This window comes from Pseudomonas vranovensis DSM 16006, from assembly GCF_000425805.1.
Lineage (GTDB): Bacteria > Pseudomonadota > Gammaproteobacteria > Pseudomonadales > Pseudomonadaceae > Aquipseudomonas > Aquipseudomonas vranovensis.
This window is the reverse complement of record NZ_AUED01000003.1, coordinates 395848-411088: the sequence shown is the minus strand read 5'-3', so window position 1 is coordinate 411088 and position 15241 is coordinate 395848. Positions and strand designations below refer to the sequence as shown.

The 15241-nt window shown below is 61.0% G+C and carries 15 protein-coding genes; 9 read left to right on the top strand and 6 right to left on the bottom strand.

The genetic code is table 11. The annotated features are described in order from the left end of the window. Positions 1-177: 177 nt before the first annotated feature. Both mprF and H621_RS0108910 read left to right on the top strand, forming a co-directional pair. A complete protein-coding gene (gene mprF, locus H621_RS0108915; protein ID WP_028943056.1) occupies positions 178-2820 on the top strand; it encodes a bifunctional lysylphosphatidylglycerol flippase/synthetase MprF in 2643 nt (880 codons plus the stop codon). Continuing rightward, positions 2820-4115, top strand: a complete 1296-nt coding sequence (locus H621_RS0108910; protein WP_028943055.1) for a virulence factor family protein — start codon at positions 2820-2822, stop codon at positions 4113-4115. The genes mprF and H621_RS0108910 overlap by 1 nt, the downstream gene beginning before the upstream one ends. Positions 4116-4195: 80 nt before the next feature. Here H621_RS0108910 and H621_RS0108905 read toward each other — a convergent pair whose 3' ends face one another. Then, entirely contained in the window at positions 4196-6094 is a 1899-nt protein-coding gene (locus tag H621_RS0108905) for a potassium transporter Kup (protein WP_028943054.1), read from the bottom strand. 201 nt (positions 6095-6295) lie between these two features. Here H621_RS0108905 and rimO point away from each other — a divergent pair, with 201 nt between their 5' ends. The 5 genes from rimO (at position 6296) to tsaA (ending at position 10241) form a co-directional block, all read left to right on the top strand. Further along, positions 6296-7633: a 30S ribosomal protein S12 methylthiotransferase RimO gene (rimO, locus tag H621_RS0108900; RefSeq protein WP_028943053.1), complete on the top strand. Its 1338-nt coding sequence runs from the start codon at positions 6296-6298 to the stop codon at positions 7631-7633. An 89-nt stretch (positions 7634-7722) separates the two neighbouring features. Continuing rightward, positions 7723-8193, top strand: coding sequence for a GNAT family N-acetyltransferase (locus H621_RS0108895; protein ID WP_028943052.1), 471 nt, complete (start codon positions 7723-7725; stop codon positions 8191-8193). Positions 8194-8323: 130 nt separating this feature from the next. Next, positions 8324-9034, top strand: a complete 711-nt coding sequence (locus H621_RS0108890) for an rRNA pseudouridine synthase (protein WP_028943051.1) — start codon at positions 8324-8326, stop codon at positions 9032-9034. Between the two features lie 48 nt (positions 9035-9082). Continuing rightward, entirely contained in the window at positions 9083-9544 is a 462-nt protein-coding gene (locus H621_RS0108885; protein WP_028943050.1) for a YehS family protein, read from the top strand. Between the two features lie 7 nt (positions 9545-9551). Continuing rightward, on the top strand, positions 9552-10241 hold the full coding sequence (tsaA, locus tag H621_RS0108880) for a tRNA (N6-threonylcarbamoyladenosine(37)-N6)-methyltransferase TrmO (protein ID WP_028943049.1): 690 nt from the start codon (positions 9552-9554) through the stop codon (positions 10239-10241). A gap of 76 nt (positions 10242-10317) precedes the next feature. Here tsaA and fpr read toward each other — a convergent pair whose 3' ends face one another. Continuing rightward, positions 10318-11097, bottom strand: coding sequence for a ferredoxin-NADP reductase (gene fpr, locus H621_RS0108875; protein WP_028943048.1), 780 nt, complete (start codon positions 11095-11097; stop codon positions 10318-10320). A gap of 119 nt (positions 11098-11216) precedes the next feature. On the opposite strand from fpr, the gene H621_RS0108870 reads away from it, so the two are divergent. Then, a complete protein-coding gene (locus H621_RS0108870; protein ID WP_028943047.1) occupies positions 11217-12143 on the top strand; it encodes a LysR family transcriptional regulator in 927 nt (308 codons plus the stop codon). Here the strand turns inward: H621_RS0108870 and H621_RS0108865 are convergent. The 3 genes from H621_RS0108865 to H621_RS0108855 form a co-directional block, all read right to left on the bottom strand. After that, the gene (locus tag H621_RS0108865) at positions 12140-12505 is read right to left on the bottom strand and encodes a diacylglycerol kinase (protein ID WP_028943046.1); all 366 of its coding nucleotides are present in this window, start codon (positions 12503-12505) and stop codon (positions 12140-12142) included. The two genes, H621_RS0108870 and H621_RS0108865, sit on opposite strands and share 4 nt — an antisense overlap. A gap of 76 nt (positions 12506-12581) precedes the next feature. Beyond that, positions 12582-13232 (bottom strand): response regulator transcription factor ErdR, encoded by a 651-nt coding sequence (erdR, locus tag H621_RS0108860; RefSeq protein WP_028943045.1) that lies wholly within the window; start codon positions 13230-13232, stop codon positions 12582-12584. Between the two features lie 264 nt (positions 13233-13496). After that, positions 13497-14207 (bottom strand): tRNA-uridine aminocarboxypropyltransferase, encoded by a 711-nt coding sequence (locus H621_RS0108855; protein ID WP_028943044.1) that lies wholly within the window; start codon positions 14205-14207, stop codon positions 13497-13499. Positions 14208-14444: 237 nt separating this feature from the next. Here H621_RS0108855 and H621_RS0108850 point away from each other — a divergent pair, with 237 nt between their 5' ends. Further along, positions 14445-14861, top strand: a complete 417-nt coding sequence (locus H621_RS0108850; RefSeq protein WP_028943043.1) for a quorum-sensing-regulated virulence factor family protein — start codon at positions 14445-14447, stop codon at positions 14859-14861. Positions 14862-14863: 2 nt separating this feature from the next. Here the strand turns inward: H621_RS0108850 and H621_RS0108845 are convergent, their stop codons facing one another. Further along, entirely contained in the window at positions 14864-15064 is a 201-nt protein-coding gene (locus H621_RS0108845) for a hypothetical protein (protein WP_028943042.1), read from the bottom strand. Positions 15065-15241: the final 177 nt, after the last annotated feature.

Genomic DNA, 15241 nt, shown 5'->3' with positions numbered 1-15241 from the left:
GAAAAAAGTGGCCTTTTTTGCATCTGCGATTCAGCCCCTTTCCAGCGACAACATAAATATTCTTTAACTATCCTCAATGCAGGCAGCGGCCCGATCATAGCGGCCACTACTTTCCATAGGGATTGGTACCTTGGCTGGATACGTTCATCCTGGCGCTCACCACCCACGAGGTGATTGATGCGCACCCAAACGCCTGAAACAGAAGCCCCCGTCACCACTGCATTGCCTAATGCCATCCAGCACCTGCGCTGGCTCGACCGCTTGAGCCGCTACCGGCAACCCATTGGCCTGGCGGTCACCTTGTTGCTGTTCACCATTGCGCTTATCGCCTGCCGTCACCTGCTCAGCGAGCTGGACATTTACGCCCTGCATGACTCGCTGCTCAGCGTCCCCTCCACTGCCCTGGCCGGGGCAGTGCTGGCAACGTTCGTTGGCTTCATTATCCTGCTGGGTTATGAGTGGTCGGCCAGCCGCTACGCCGCTGTCGATCTACCCACTCGAACACTGATCATGGGCGGTTTCAGCGCCTTTGCCATTGGTAACGCCATTGGCTTGTCCCTGCTCTCAGGTGGCTCGGTGCGCTATCGGCTGTACGCCCGCCAAGGTGTCGGTGCGACCGAGGTTGCGCGCATGACCCTGTTCGCCAGCTTGTCTCTGGGCTGCGCGCTACCACCACTGGCCGCCCTGGCGACGTTGAGCAACCTGCCCGCGGCTTCTATCGCACTGCACGTGCCCCAGCCCCTGCTGGCCAGCATTGCACTGTCGGTCCTGGGCCTGGCAGCACTGTTGGTTTACGGCCTCTATCGCCGGCGCCTGCCGGAACAACCTCGGGCAGACAGCCTGCTGATACGCGTTGGGCGACGCACCTTGAGCCTGCCAGGCACCCGCCTGACCTTCTTGCAACTACTCATCACTGCCCTGGACGTTGCCGCTGCCGCGACCGTGCTGTACCTGCTGTTGCCTGAAGCGCCGCCCTTCGGTGCCTTCTTGCTGGTGTACCTGCTGGCTCTGGCCGCTGGCGTGCTCAGCCATGTTCCAGGGGGCGTCGGGGTGTTTGAAGCGATCCTTCTGGCCGCCTTCGCCGATCAGCTTGGCGCAGCGCCGCTGGCTGCCGCATTGTTGCTGTACCGCTTGATCTACGTGGTCATGCCATTGCTGTTGGCCTGCGTAGTACTGCTGGTGAATGAAGCCCAGCGCTTTATCGCTGCTCGCCAGGCCATCAAGGCTGCTTCCGGATTGGCGGCGCCAGTGCTGGCGGTGCTGGTGTTTCTCTCCGGCGTGGTCCTGCTGTTTTCCGGCGCCACGCCGGAAATCGACGGGCGCCTGGAGCACCTGGGCTTTCTTATCCCCCACCGGCTGATTGACGCCTCGCACTTTGGCGCCAGCCTGATTGGCGTGCTATGCCTCCTGCTGGCCCAAGGCCTGCGCCGACGCCTGTCTGCCGCCTGGATACTGACCACCATCTTGCTGCTGGTGGGCGCCCTGCTCTCGCTGCTCAAGGGGTTCGACTGGGAAGAAGCCACCATCCTCACATTCACGGCGTGCCTGCTGGCCTTGTTTCGCCGTTCTTTCTATCGTCCCAGCCGCCTGCTGGAGCTGCCGTTCTCACCGGTTTACCTGGCCGCCAGCGCGTGTGTCATTGGCGCCTCGATCTGGCTATTGTTGTTCGCTTATCAGGACGTGCCCTACAGTCATCAACTGTGGTGGCAATTCACCCTGGATGCCGACGCGCCACGCGGGCTGCGCTCGGCGCTGGGGAGCGCGGTACTGCTGGTGGTGGTTGCACTGACCTGGTTGCTGCGTACCGCACGCCCGGTGATCCACTTGCCAAATGTCGATGAGCTGCAACGGGCCAGCCGTATTCTGCAGGCCTCGGACCAGCCCGACGGCGGCCTGGCCCTGACAGGCGACAAGGCCCTGCTGTTCCACCCCGATGACGATGCCTTCCTGATGTATGCCCGGCGCGGCCGCAGCCTGGTCGCCCTGTACGACCCGATCGGCCCGCCCCACAAACGCGCCGAAATGATCTGGCAGTTTCGCGACCTGTGCGACGTCCACCATGCCCGCCCCGTGTTCTATCAGGTGCGCGCCGAAAACTTGCCGTTCTACATGGACATCGGCCTGACCGCGATCAAGTTGGGGGAGGAAGCCCGGGTCGACCTCAACCGTTTTGACCTGGAAGCCAAGGGCAAGGAGATGAAGGACTTGCGCTACACCTGGAATCGCGGCGGGCGCGACGGCCTGAGCCTTGAAGTACATGAGCCGGGGCAAGCACCGCTCGAAGAACTCAAGGCGATCTCCGATGCCTGGCTGAGCGGCAAGAACGTACGCGAGAAAGGCTTTTCCCTCGGCCGCTTCAGCCCCGAGTACCTACAGCACTTTCGCATCGCACTGATCCGCTTCGAGGGACGCCCGGTGGCCTTTGCCAACCTGCTGGAAACCCACAGCCGGGAGCTGGCCAGCCTCGACCTGATGCGCGCCCACCCTCAGGCTCCGAAGCTGACCATGGAGTTCATGATGGTCGGCCTGATCCAACACTATAAGACCCTGGGCTATGCCCGTTTCAGCCTGGGCATGGTGCCCCTGTCGGGCCTGCAACCACGCCGTGGCGCCCCGCTGACCCAACGCCTGGGCTCGATGGTGTTCCAGCGAGGCGAACAGCTCTACAACTTTCAGGGCCTGCGCCGCTTCAAGGACAAATTCCAGCCCGACTGGGAACCCCGCTACATGGCCGTGCCTGCCGGACTCGATCCACTGGTGGCACTGGCCGATACTGCCGCCCTGATCGCAGGCGGCCTGACCGGATTGGTGAAACGCTGATGATTCGACGCTACTGGCTGTACCTTCTGGTAATTCTGACCCTGGGTCTGCTCGCTTCCGCCCTGGTCTTCTGGTTATGGACGCGCCCGGCGCCCGAGCCCAGTCTTGAGCACCTGGCCTTGAGTGATGGCAGCGGCCTGACCCGGGTCAGCCCTGGCTCGCGTGCCAAGGCCCTCGTCGCCATTGCCGTTCCACAGGACCAGGCCCTCACGGACAAACAACTGCTGAATCTCAGCCAGAGTGGCGAAGCGCAGATGGTCCAGGTCATTCTGCCCCCAGCCGATTGCGCCTTGCAGCAAACCGCCCTGCAGCAAGCCCTGCAACAGCTCAATGGCCCTGCGACCCTGGTAGCAGGTATCGGCCCGGGTGCGGCACAAGCCTGGAGCTGGCTGGCAAACCAGAGTAACGACAAGGCCCAGGCCATCTCGGTGGATTTCAACGTCGAACGCCCCGGTTGTACCTCCCCTCTGCCCAAGTCGGCCGCCCATGGTCACTGGAGCGTGGCCTGGAACGACAACCCGGATGACGCCAGTGCCGCCTTCGTACGCGACCAGCCCAATGCCGAAACCAGTATCAGCGACTACGACATTCACCTGCCGCAGGTTCTCAAGGCACAATTGACCCAGGCGCTGGTGGGTGAAGACGGCAACGCCATGAGCATCCCGGTGGTGGAGGTCCCAGCCGGCCAGACCACCGACACGGTCACCCTGTTCTTGTCAGGTGATGGTGGCTGGCGAGACCTTGACCGCGACGTGGCAGGCGAAATGGCCAAGCTGGGTTACCCGGTGGTCGGTATCGACACCCTGCGCTACTACTGGCAACACAAGACGCCTGAGCAGAGCGCAATCGACCTGTCGGAGCTGATGCAGCACTACCGGCAAAAATGGGGCACCAAGCGCTTTGTGCTGACCGGCTACTCCTTCGGAGCCGACGTGTTGCCGGCCATCTACAATCGCCTGCCGGCCGAAGACCAGCAGCGTATCGACGCGGTGATCCTGCTGGCTTTTGCCCGCAGTGGCAGCTTCGAGATTGAAGTCGAGGGCTGGCTGGGCAATGCCGGCAAAGAGGCCCCTACAGGACCGGAAATGGCCAAGCTGCCAGCTTCCAAGGTGGTGTGTATCTATGGCGAGGAAGAAGCCGATGAAAGCGGCTGCACCGACCACACGGCTGTCGGCGAGCGCCTGAAGCTGCCGGGTGGGCATCACTTCGACGAAAACTACCCGGCCCTGGCCAAACGCCTGATCGGCGACATCGAGAACCGCCAGGGCAAAACCAGCGTTGCCACACAAAACTGACCTTCACGTAGAAGCGGGCTTGCTCCGCGATGATGAATTGGCTTTGAAGGCCTCATCGCGGGTCAAGCCCGCCTCTGCGATCAGATTTCGACCTGGGTGCCCAGCTCGATCACCCGGTTCAACGGCAGGTTGAAGAAACGCAGGTTGCCGTTGGCATTCTTCAACAGGAACGCAAACAGCATCGCCCGCCAATGGGACATGCCGACCAGACGCGAAGGGATGACCGTCTCGCGACTCAGGAAGAACGTGGTTCGCATCGGACTGAAATCCAGCCCCTCCAAATGGCACAGCTTCAACGCCGCTGGGACATCGGGCTCGTCCATGAAGCCAAAGTGCAGAAGCACCCGGTAGAACCCTTCACCATACGCCTCGACCTCGAAACGCTGCTGCGCCGGCACCCGCGGCATGTCTTCGCTGACCACCGTCAGCAGCACCACCTGATTGTGCAAGACCTGGTTGTGCAGCATGTTGTGCAACAAGGCGTGGGGGACGGCATCCGGGCGCGCCGTGAGGAACACTGCAGTGCCCTCGACTCGGTGCGGCGGCTGCACGCGAATGCTGCCGATAAACAGTGGCAGCGGCAGACTGCCTTCATCCAGACGTTCGACCAGGATTTGCTTGCCGCGCTTCCAGGTGGTCATCAGCACGAACAACGCTAGCCCCGCCAACACCGGAAACGCCCCGCCCTGCACCACTTTCGGAACGTTCGCAGCAAAGAACAGGCCGTCGACGAACAGGAAGCCGAGCAAAACGGGCACCGCCAGCACCGGTGGCCACTTCCACAGCAACAGCATGACTGTGGACACCAGAATCGTCGTCATCAACATGGTGCCAGTCACCGCCACCCCGTAGGCCGAGGCGAGCGCCCCTGACGACTCGAAGCCCAGTACCAGCAAGACCACGCCGACCATCAGCGCCCAGTTTACCGCCCCGATGTAGATCTGCCCCTGCTCGTCACTGGAGGTGTGCTGGATCTGCATGCGCGGCACGTAGCCAAGCTGGATCGCCTGGCGGGTCAGGGAGAAGGCGCCGGAGATCACTGCCTGGGAGGCGATCACCGTGGCCAGGGTGGAAAGGCCGACCAGCGGTATCAACGCCCAGACTGGCGCCAATAGATAGAAGGGATTGCGCGCCGCTTCCGGGTTCTGCAACAGCAAGGCACCCTGACCGAAATAGTTGAGCACCAGGGCTGGCAATACCAGGATGAACCACGCCCGGGCAATCGGCTTGCGGCCAAAATGGCCCATGTCGGCGTACAGTGCCTCGGCGCCGGTCAGGGCCAGGACGACAGCACCCAGGATCGTCACCCCCATGCCCGGATGGACAATAAAGAAGCGCACGGCCCACATCGGATTGAGCGCCTTGAGCACTTCAGGGCTCTGGAGGATGCCATGTACGCCCAGGGCCCCCAGGACCACGAACCAGGTAACCATCACAGGCCCGAAAAAAATACCGATGCGTGCTGTGCCGTGCTTCTGGATCAGAAACAGGCCCACCAGCACGATCAAGGCCACCGGCACCACCCAGTGATCGATGCCATCGAACGCCAGCTCCATCCCCTCCACGGCCGACAGTACCGAAATGGCCGGAGTAATCATGCTGTCGCCATAAAACAGCGCCGCGCCGATCAAGCCGCACACCACCATGACCGCGCGCAGCTTGGGATAAGGCGCCGAGGCACGCCTGGCCAGGGCCGTGAGCGCCATGGTGCCCCCCTCGCCCTGGTTGTCGGCGCGCAGGATGAAGACCATGTACTTGATCGAGACCACCCAGACCAGTGACCAGAAGATCAGGGCCAGGATGCCCAGCACACCGTCGTGGTTCACCGGTACACCGTAGTCACCGGAGAACACTTCCTTGAGGGTGTACAAGGGGCTGGTGCCGATATCGCCGTAAACTACCCCCACCGCAGCCACCAGCAGGCCAATCGGCTTTGCCACCGATTGCGCGGATTCTGCCTGATTGCTTGCCTGAACCATCCATTACTCCTGCAATCTAGACTCTTGAGACAAACACAGGCCCATCGCCGCGAAGCATAGCTGAGCGTTCGTCGCATTTCTGCTGGTCAAGTGACTTTGCGCTCGCTAGAATTGCGCACTTTTTGATCAGAGGCGCCCCAAACGCCCGCCAAAGGTTGCTCGGCCCTGTGGCCTGCAAGCTCTTCAATACCGAGGTTAGTCATGTCCACCACCCCTACGCCCACCACGCCCAAGGTCGGCTTCGTATCCCTGGGTTGCCCCAAGGCCCTGGTCGATTCCGAACGCATCCTGACCCAGCTGCGCATGGAAGGCTATGAAGTCGTGCCCACCTATCAGGATGCCGATGTGGTGGTGGTCAACACCTGCGGCTTCATCGACAGCGCCAAGGCAGAGTCCCTGGAAGTGATCGGCGAAGCCATCAAGGAGAACGGCAAGGTCATCGTCACCGGCTGCATGGGTGTCGAAGAAGGCAATATCCGCGACGTACACCCAAGTGTATTGGCTGTCACCGGCCCGCAGCAGTACGAGCAAGTGGTCAATGCCGTCCACGAAGTGGTACCGCCGCGCAAGGACCACAATCCGCTGATCGACCTGGTGCCACCACAGGGCGTCAAGCTGACTCCGCGCCACTACGCCTACCTGAAGATATCCGAAGGCTGCAACCACAGCTGCAGCTTCTGCATCATCCCGTCGATGCGCGGCAAGCTGGTCAGTCGTCCGGTCGGAGAAGTGCTCAGCGAAGCCGAGCGCCTGGTCAAGGCTGGGGTCAAGGAAATCCTGGTAATCTCCCAGGACACCAGCGCCTATGGCGTGGATGTCAAGTACAAGACCGACTTCTGGAACGGTCGCCCGGTCAAGACCCGCATGCTCGAGCTGTGTGAAGCCTTGAGCAGCCTGGGTGCGTGGGTGCGCCTGCACTACGTCTACCCTTATCCGAACGTCGACGATGTGATCCCGCTGATGGCGGCCGGCAAGATTCTGCCGTACCTGGATATCCCGTTCCAGCACGCCAGCCCCAAGGTGCTCAAGTCGATGAAGCGCCCAGCCTTCGAAGACCGCACCCTGGCGCGCATCAAGAAATGGCGCGAACAGTGCCCGGACCTGATCATTCGCTCCACCTTCATTGTCGGTTTCCCAGGCGAGACCGAGGAAGACTTCCAGTACCTGCTCGACTGGCTGACCGAAGCCCAGCTCGACCGCGTCGGCTGCTTCCAGTATTCGCCAGTGGAAGGAGCCCCGGCCAATGACCTGGGCCTGGACGAAGTACCGGACGACATCAAGCAGGATCGCTGGGACCGCTTCATGGCCCACCAGCAGGCCATCAGCAGCGCTCGCCTGCAACTGCGTATCGGCCGGGAAATCGAAGTGCTGATCGACGAAGTCGAAGAGCAAGGTTCGGTAGGCCGCAGCTTCTTCGATGCACCTGAAATCGATGGCAACGTGTTCATCGACGGTGACCACGGCTTCAAGCCCGGCGACAAGGTCCGTTGCAAAGTCGTCGATGCCGACGAGTATGACTTGTGGGCAGAACCCGTCTGAGGCCGCGCCGCTGAAAAATAGCCCCGTCGTCCCTGGCGGGGCTTTTTTTTGCAACTATCGTTCTGTCTGTTGCCCAAGGAGAGCACGCGATGTACAGGCACAATGGCATCCATACCCCCAGGTTTGATGACTATCCGGAGCTGGCTCGGGTCTGGGAAGCGTCCGTTCGCGCTACCCACGATTTTATTCCCGACAGTTACATCTGCCTGTTACGCGAGCTGCTGCTCAACCAGTACCTGGACGCGGTGATGTTGATCTGTTGTCGCGATGCCCGCCAACGGATCACCGGCTTTGCCGGAGTTTCCGCCGGGCGCGTGGAAATGCTTTTCGTCGATCCGGCGATGCGCGGCCAGGGCCTGGGCAAGCGTTTGTTGCGCTATGCCATCGACGAACTCAACGCCGTTCAACTCGACGTCAACGAACAGAACACCCAGGCAGTAGGCTTCTACTTACATCAAGGATTCGAGGTTGTCGGACGCTCGGAAACGGACGGCATGGGTCAACCTTACCCCTTGCTGCATCTGAGGCTAATTCAGACAAAGACGGCGCAGATTGGCTGACAGAAGACGTCATACTTTTCTGAAATGCTGCGAAATCGCAGATTAATGGCCCGATGGGCGAATGTAGCCGGCCCAGGCCCTGCCCAGGCGGTTACAATGGGCGCCTTTCCCTGCGCCTACGGCTATCGTCATGTCTGAACCCATTCGCCTTTCCAAACGCCTCATTGAACTGGTCGGCTGCTCCCGACGGGAGGCCGAGCTGTACATCGAAGGCGGCTGGGTCACCGTGGATGGTACGGTGGTCGACGAGCCGCAATTCAAAGTAGCCGGGCAAAAGGTTGAACTGCAGGCCGGCGCCCGTGCCGAAGCCCTGGAGCCGGTCACCCTGCTGCTCAACCAGCCCACCGATCTCGATATCGACAGCGCCTGCAACAGCATCAGTGCCGACAGCCTGTCTGAAGCCCATCGTGATGGCCGGCGCCCGCTCAAGGGCCACTTTGCCCGCCTGAGCTGCGTGGCCCCCTTGCAACAAGGTGCCAGCGGCCTGCAGGTGTTTACCCAGGACTGGCGAGTCACCCGCAAGCTCAGCACCGACCTGGCCAAGCTCGAGCAGGAATACATCGTCGAAGTCAGTGGCCAGATGATCGCCCACGGCCTGGAGCGACTCAACCGCGGGTTCAACTGGAAAGGCAACGAGCTGCCGAAGATCAAGGCCAGCTGGCAGAACGAAACGCGCCTGCGCATGGTCCTGAAAAACCCGCAACCCGGCCTGATCGCCCTGCTGTGCAGCAGTGTCGGCGTCACCCCGGTGAGCATGCGACGAATTCGCCTGGGCGGCGTCGCCATGAGCAAGCTGCCCCTGGGCCAGTGGCGCTACCTGGCGAGCACCGAAAAATTCTAAGCAACAAGGCGCCGCCACCCGGGCGGCGCCCCGAACAGGATTGTCACCATGATTCACAACGATGTACTGCGCAGCCTGCGCTACCTGCTCGACGTCAACGACGCCAAGCTGACCGATATCATCAAGCTGAGCGGCTACGAAGTCGCCATCGACGACATCGCCTCCTACCTCAAGAAAGAAGATGAAGAAGGCTTCGTACGCTGCCCTGACGAAGTCATCGCACACTTCCTCGATGGCCTGGTGATCTTCAAGCGTGGCAAGGACGACAGTCGCCCGCCGCTGCCGGTCGAACTGCCAGTAACCAACAACATCATCATGAAGAAGCTGCGGGTGGCTTTTGAACTGAAGGAAGACGACCTGCATGCGATCCTCAAGGCGGCCGACTTCCCGGTGTCCAAGCCGGAGCTGAGCGCCCTGTTCCGCAAGGTCGGCCACAACAACTACCGCCCCTGCGGCGACCAGTTGCTGCGCAATTTCCTCAAGGGGCTGACCCTGCGAGTCCGTGGCTGAGCCAACGATGAACTACAGCGTCGCACCGGTCGGCTTCGTCCGCTCCTGCTTCAAGGAAAAGTTCGCCATCCCGCGCCAGCCGCAACTGGCACCCGCCGCGCGTGGCGTACTGGAGTTGGTACCGCCCTTCAACAGCGGTGACGCCGTGGCGGGGCTTGAGCAGGTCAGCCATGTCTGGTTGCTGTTCCTGTTCCACCAGGCCCTGGAAGACAAGCCCCGGCTCAAGGTGCGCCCGCCGCGCCTGGGCGGCAACATCTCCATGGGCGTGTTCGCCACGCGCGCGACGCATCGCCCCAACGGCATTGGCCAGTCCGTGGTGCGCCTGGAAAAAGTCGAAGCCGGTCGACTGCTGCTGTCGGGCATCGATTTGCTCGACGGTACACCGGTCATCGACATCAAGCCCTATGTGCCCTACGCCGACGCGGTCGCCACGGCGACCAACCAGATGGCCAGTGCGTCTCCTGAGCCAATTTCAGTGACGTGGCGCGACAACGCCCTGCTCCAGGCCCATGAGCATGCCCTTCGCCTTGGCGAACCGCTGGTGGAACTGATCGAACAATGCCTGGCACAAGACCCACGCCCGGCCTACCAGCTCCCACCACCCGAGCGCGTGTACGGCGTCAAGCTGTGGGATGTGCAGGTGCGCTGGCACTACCCGCAACCCGACCAGATCACCGTACTGGAAGTAGTGCTGTAGGAGACGTCGCACCGCCGCGCCTACCGATGGGCACAAAAAAAGCAGGCCTGGGCCTGCTTTTTTGCTTCAGCGTCGATTACTTCTCAACGAACGCACGCTCGATCAGGTAGTCACCCGGCTCACGCATACGGGCCGAGATTTTCAGGCCGAAGCTGTCGAGCACTTCGCTGGTTTCGTCGAGCATGCTTGGGCTACCGCAGATCATCGCACGGTCGTCCTGCGGATTGATCGGTGGCAGGCCGATGTCGCTGAACAGCTTGCCGCTGCGCATCAGGTCGGTAAGACGCCCCTGATTCTCAAACGGTTCACGGGTCACGGTTGGGTAATAGATCAGCTTTTCACGCAGCGCTTCGCCGAAGAACTCGTTCTGCGGCAGGTGCTCGGTGATGAATTCACGGTAAGCGACTTCGTTGACGTAGCGAACACCGTGAACCAGGATCACTTTTTCAAAGCGCTCGTAGGTTTCCGGATCCTGGATGACGCTCATGAAGGGCGCCAGGCCTGTGCCGGTGCTCAGCAGGTACAGATGCTTGCCCGGGTTCAGGTCATCGAGTACCAGGGTACCGGTAGGCTTCTTGGAGATGATGATCTCATCGCCTTCCTTCAGGTGCTGCAGCTGCGAGGTCAGCGGGCCGTCCGGCACCTTGATGCTGAAGAACTCCAGATGCTCTTCCCAATTCGGGCTTGCGATCGAGTAGGCACGCATGAGCGGTCGACCGTTGTCCTGTTGCAGACCGATCATCACGAACTGACCGTTCTCGAAGCGCAGGCCCGGATCGCGGGTGCACTTGAAGCTGAACAGGGTGTCGTTCCAGTGGTGAACACTGAGGACACGTTCGTGGTTCATGTTGCTCATGTACGGGCTCCTGAAATAAAACGCAGCGCTAACCTAGAGCGCGATTGCGCGATAGTTTAGTGCGAGCGACAATATCTGTTAAATGAATTATCAAGATATGTCTTATCGGTTATATAGATATGCGATTTACCCTTCGTCAGCTCCAGGTGTTCGTCGCCGTAGCCCAGTACCAAAGCGTCTCACGCGCTGCGGGCATACTGGCGCTATCGCAGTCGGCCGCCAGTACATCGATCACCGAACTTGAGCGTCAGTCCAGTTGCCAGCTGTTCGATCGCGCTGGCAAGCGCCTGAGCCTCAACGCCCTGGGCCACCAACTGCTGCCCCAGGCCGTGGCCTTGCTCGACCAGGCCAAGGAAATCGAAGACCTGCTCAACGGCAAATCCGGCTTTGGCTCGCTGGCGGTCGGCGCCACCCTGACAATCGGCAACTACCTGGCCACGCTGCTGATTGGCAGCTTTATGCAGGTCCACCCGGAAAGTCAGGTCAAGCTGCATGTGCAGAACACTGCGCATATCGTGCAACAGGTTGCCCACTATGAAATTGATCTGGGTCTAATCGAAGGCGACTGCAACCACCCGGACCTGGAAGTGCAACCCTGGGTCGAAGATGAACTGGTGGTGTTCTGCGCGCCGCAGCACCCGTTGGCCAGTCGAGGCCAGGCGAGCATGGAGGAACTGACCCGCGAAGCCTGGATCCTGCGCGAACAAGGCTCCGGTACCCGCCTGACCTTCGACCAGGCCATGCGTCATCACCGCTCCAACCTGAACATCCGCCTTGAACTGGAACACACCGAAGCGATCAAGCGCGCAGTGGAGTCCGGGCTGGGCATCGGCTGCATCTCGCGGCTGGCCCTGCGCGATGCTTTTCGTCGCGGCAGCCTGGTGGCAGTGGAAACACCGGACCTGGACCTGGCCCGGCAGTTCTACTTCATCTGGCACAAACAGAAGTACCAGACTTCTGCCATGCGCGAGTTTCTCGAGCTGTGCCGCAGCTTCACCGCCGGGGTACAGCGCAGCGATGAAATCGTCCTGCCGACTATTGCCTAGAGCAGGATCACCGCCCAGACCAGTCCCACCATGGTGAGGGCCACGAACTGGGCGGCACTGCCCATGTCCTTGGCATTCTTGGACAACGGGTGGCGGTCGAGGGAAATCCGGTCGATCGCCGCTTCTACGGCCGAGTTCAACAGCTCGACGATCAATCCCAACAGGCACACGGCAATCAGGATCGCGCGCTCAGCACGGCTGACATCCAGCCAGAAGGCCACCGGAATCAGTATGACGTTGAGCAGTACAAGCTGGCGAAACGCCGCTTCGCCGGTAAACGCGGCACGCAAGCCGTCAAACGAATAGCCGGCAGCATTGAGGATACGCTTGAGGCCGGTCTGGCCCTTGAAAGGCGATGACATAGAGAGTTAGTTCGTCCACTGAAAAGCGCTGAAGCCTACGGGAAGCCGAGTAAAAAAAGCGTGAAGGCCATTGGCCTCAACTTGAGGAAACCGATTCCAATTGTTGCAGCAGCAAGGCCGCCTGGGTCCGGGTTCGTACGCCCAGCTTGCGGAATATCGCAGTGACGTGCGCCTTGATCGTGGCTTCCGACACACTCAGCTCATAGGCGATCTGTTTGTTCAGCAGGCCTTCACAGACCATGGTCAGCACCCGGAACTGCTGGGGCGTCAAGCTGGCCAAGCCCTCACTGGCGGCCTTGGCTTCGGCAGACACATCCACCTTTTCAAATGCCTGTGGCGGCCACCAGACCTCGCCATCCAGCACTTTTCGCACCGCATCCTGAATGTCTTCCAGCGGACTGGATTTGGGGATGAATCCACTGGCACCAAACTCGCGGGACTTGACCACCACCGAGGCTTCTTCCTGAGCCGACACCATCACCACCGGAATCTGCGGGTACTGGCCGCGCAACAGCACCAGCCCGGAAAAACCGTAGGCGCCAGGCATGTTGAGGTCCAGCAACACCAGGTCCCAGTCGGACTTCTCGGTGAGGCGCGTTTCCAGTTCGGCGATGCTCGCTACCTCAACCAGGCGTACATCAGGCCCCAGGCCCAGGGTTACAGCCTGGCGCAGAGCGCTGCGAAACAGTGGGTGGTCATCGGCAATCAGGATTTCGTACGTGGCCATCGATCTAATGATCCTGTTCTGTGCAGGCGCAGGGAGGAAGAATAGGCGCCTGGCGGGCAACTCAAGGTGCTGGCGGCACTACCGCGCACCCAAAAGGCATCTCAAGGTCGGGAAAACAGTGTTTCAAACCTTGTACCGGCCTGAATCGGCGCCAAGAATGCCCAGCCACGACCGGGTGGTCAAGTTGATTGCCCGGTCATGGCAGGCACGTCTGGACGCCATGCCTGCCTATTATGACCCAATGAGCAGCACCTGCCCCTTGTACTATAGGAAGGTATGCAAGCGCTGATGCACTGCATCCCCTTCATCAATGGCCCATTGGTGCTTGGCACTGAGGTAGTGGGTGCTGAACACATCCAGGTAGGCATCCAGCGCTTCGGCGGCGCGCTGGTCACCGGCCAGCTCCAGGCACATGGCGGCGACTTCGGCGGTGCAGAAGTGATCGTCGCGCTTGGAGCGACGCAGGCGATAACGCGAGATCTGCTCGGGTTGCAGGCTGAGCACCGGGAATCGCTCCAGGTAAGGGCTCTTGCGAAACATCTTGCGCGCCTCGGTCCAGGTGGCATCCAGCAAGATGAACAACGGCCGCTTGCCAGGCTCACGCACCACTTCACTGACGACCCGCTCTGGTGCGACAAATTCGCCGGGGAACACAATGTAGGGCTGCCAATGGGGCTGCTCCAGCAGCGCCAGCAGCGCCTCGTCCACCGAGGTGCGCTGCCAGCCGAATGCCGACGTATCGGCAATCAGGTCAGCGATCAACCAGCCAGTGTTGCTTGGCTTCAAAGGCTCGGTGTCATGCATCAGCAGGCACATGGCTGAATCGGCCGGTACACGAGGCCGCCAGGCACACAGGCAGTGGCTGAACACCACCCGGCAGTGCGGGCAGCGTGGCGCCCGTGAACCGCGAGCTAGAAAAGGTTTGACGCTGCGCGCCAGGCGCTCGGCGCGCAGTCGGGATACGGCATGGCTCATAACAGCGGACTACATAGGTAGGAAACGGATGGCACTGCACAGACTCAGCAAGACAGAAAAACCGGACTAGTTTATCAGAGCCTGCCTACAGGCAGACGGTAATTGCCGTGCAGCGACAGTGCTGACTCCCCTATAATCCACGTCCTGTCGCTACCCACTGGCACCGCCACTACGCCGTGACGGAACACCGAGCGCAGTTGCCGGTCCAAACGCCAGTTACCGAACCAGGAGAAATTCATGCTGCGTTTCATCGCCCCGTCCTTGAGCCTGTTGCTCGCCCTGCCCCTGGCGGCCAATGCTGCCTCCAAGCAGGAGTACGAACTGAGCAAGATGCTGCAAAAAGTAGCTACGGAAAGCAGCGTGGGCACGCCGCGAGCGATCAATGAAGACATCCTCGACCAGGGTTATACCGTCGAGGGCAAACAACTGATCAACCACTTGAGCGTGCTTCCCAGCCACGCCGAGAAGATGAAGGCCGACCCGAATCGGGTACGCAGCCAACTGGGTGACAGCGTGTGCAAGAACACCGGCTTTCGCCAGTTGCTCGCCAAAGGTGCAGTGCTGACCTATCGCTTTACCGAGTACAAGACCAATCGCCCGGTCAGCGAGCAGGCCTTCAATGCCGCCAGCTGCGGTATCAAGACAACCAAGTAGGCCTAGGCCACTTGCTCACTATCGCGCCGCTGTTTTTCATCGGCGCGCAGCTCTGCCACCAGGGCCTGGATGTAACGTGAGTGCCGATCCCCTCCCCCCAGGCGACGCAGGCACTCCTCTTCAATACTCAGGTTGTTGGCGTGCGCCGCACGTTCGAGCAACTCGAACAACTGTGGTTCCAGCTCCAGATTCAGCCGTTGCATGTGCCATGCCTCCCGCACCGCTACAGTCGCTGTGAACTCCAGTTAACCAGACCCTCGCCCAGGTTGGATCCCGGCTGACGAATGGTGCTCCGCGCCCCGCCAACCCTGCCTGTCATCCAGGATAACCTTTAGGCACAAACACCCCGCAGGGTCTAGATTGATAGCAGGTGCCAGCTG

Excerpts from the sequence above, each read along its gene's own strand:
- H621_RS0108845 (WP_028943042.1), bottom strand. The coding sequence starts at position 15,064 with ATGCAACGGCTGAATCTGGAGCTGGAACCACAGTTGTTCGAGTTGCTC.
- H621_RS0108910 (WP_028943055.1), top strand. The coding sequence starts at position 2,820 with ATGATTCGACGCTACTGGCTGTACCTTCTGGTAATTCTGACCCTGGGT.
- H621_RS0108895 (WP_028943052.1), top strand. The coding sequence starts at position 7,723 with ATGTACAGGCACAATGGCATCCATACCCCCAGGTTTGATGACTATCCG.
- H621_RS0108865 (WP_028943046.1), bottom strand. The coding sequence starts at position 12,505 with ATGTCATCGCCTTTCAAGGGCCAGACCGGCCTCAAGCGTATCCTCAAT.
- erdR (WP_028943045.1), bottom strand. The coding sequence starts at position 13,232 with ATGGCCACGTACGAAATCCTGATTGCCGATGACCACCCACTGTTTCGC.
- rimO (WP_028943053.1), top strand. The coding sequence starts at position 6,296 with ATGTCCACCACCCCTACGCCCACCACGCCCAAGGTCGGCTTCGTATCC.
- tsaA (WP_028943049.1), top strand. The coding sequence starts at position 9,552 with ATGAACTACAGCGTCGCACCGGTCGGCTTCGTCCGCTCCTGCTTCAAG.
- H621_RS0108905 (WP_028943054.1), bottom strand. The coding sequence starts at position 6,094 with ATGGTTCAGGCAAGCAATCAGGCAGAATCCGCGCAATCGGTGGCAAAG.
- H621_RS0108850 (WP_028943043.1), top strand. The coding sequence starts at position 14,445 with ATGCTGCGTTTCATCGCCCCGTCCTTGAGCCTGTTGCTCGCCCTGCCC.
- mprF (WP_028943056.1), top strand. The coding sequence starts at position 178 with ATGCGCACCCAAACGCCTGAAACAGAAGCCCCCGTCACCACTGCATTG.
- H621_RS0108855 (WP_028943044.1), bottom strand. The coding sequence starts at position 14,207 with ATGAGCCATGCCGTATCCCGACTGCGCGCCGAGCGCCTGGCGCGCAGC.
- H621_RS0108890 (WP_028943051.1), top strand. The coding sequence starts at position 8,324 with ATGTCTGAACCCATTCGCCTTTCCAAACGCCTCATTGAACTGGTCGGC.
- H621_RS0108870 (WP_028943047.1), top strand. The coding sequence starts at position 11,217 with ATGCGATTTACCCTTCGTCAGCTCCAGGTGTTCGTCGCCGTAGCCCAG.
- fpr (WP_028943048.1), bottom strand. The coding sequence starts at position 11,097 with ATGAGCAACATGAACCACGAACGTGTCCTCAGTGTTCACCACTGGAAC.
- H621_RS0108885 (WP_028943050.1), top strand. The coding sequence starts at position 9,083 with ATGATTCACAACGATGTACTGCGCAGCCTGCGCTACCTGCTCGACGTC.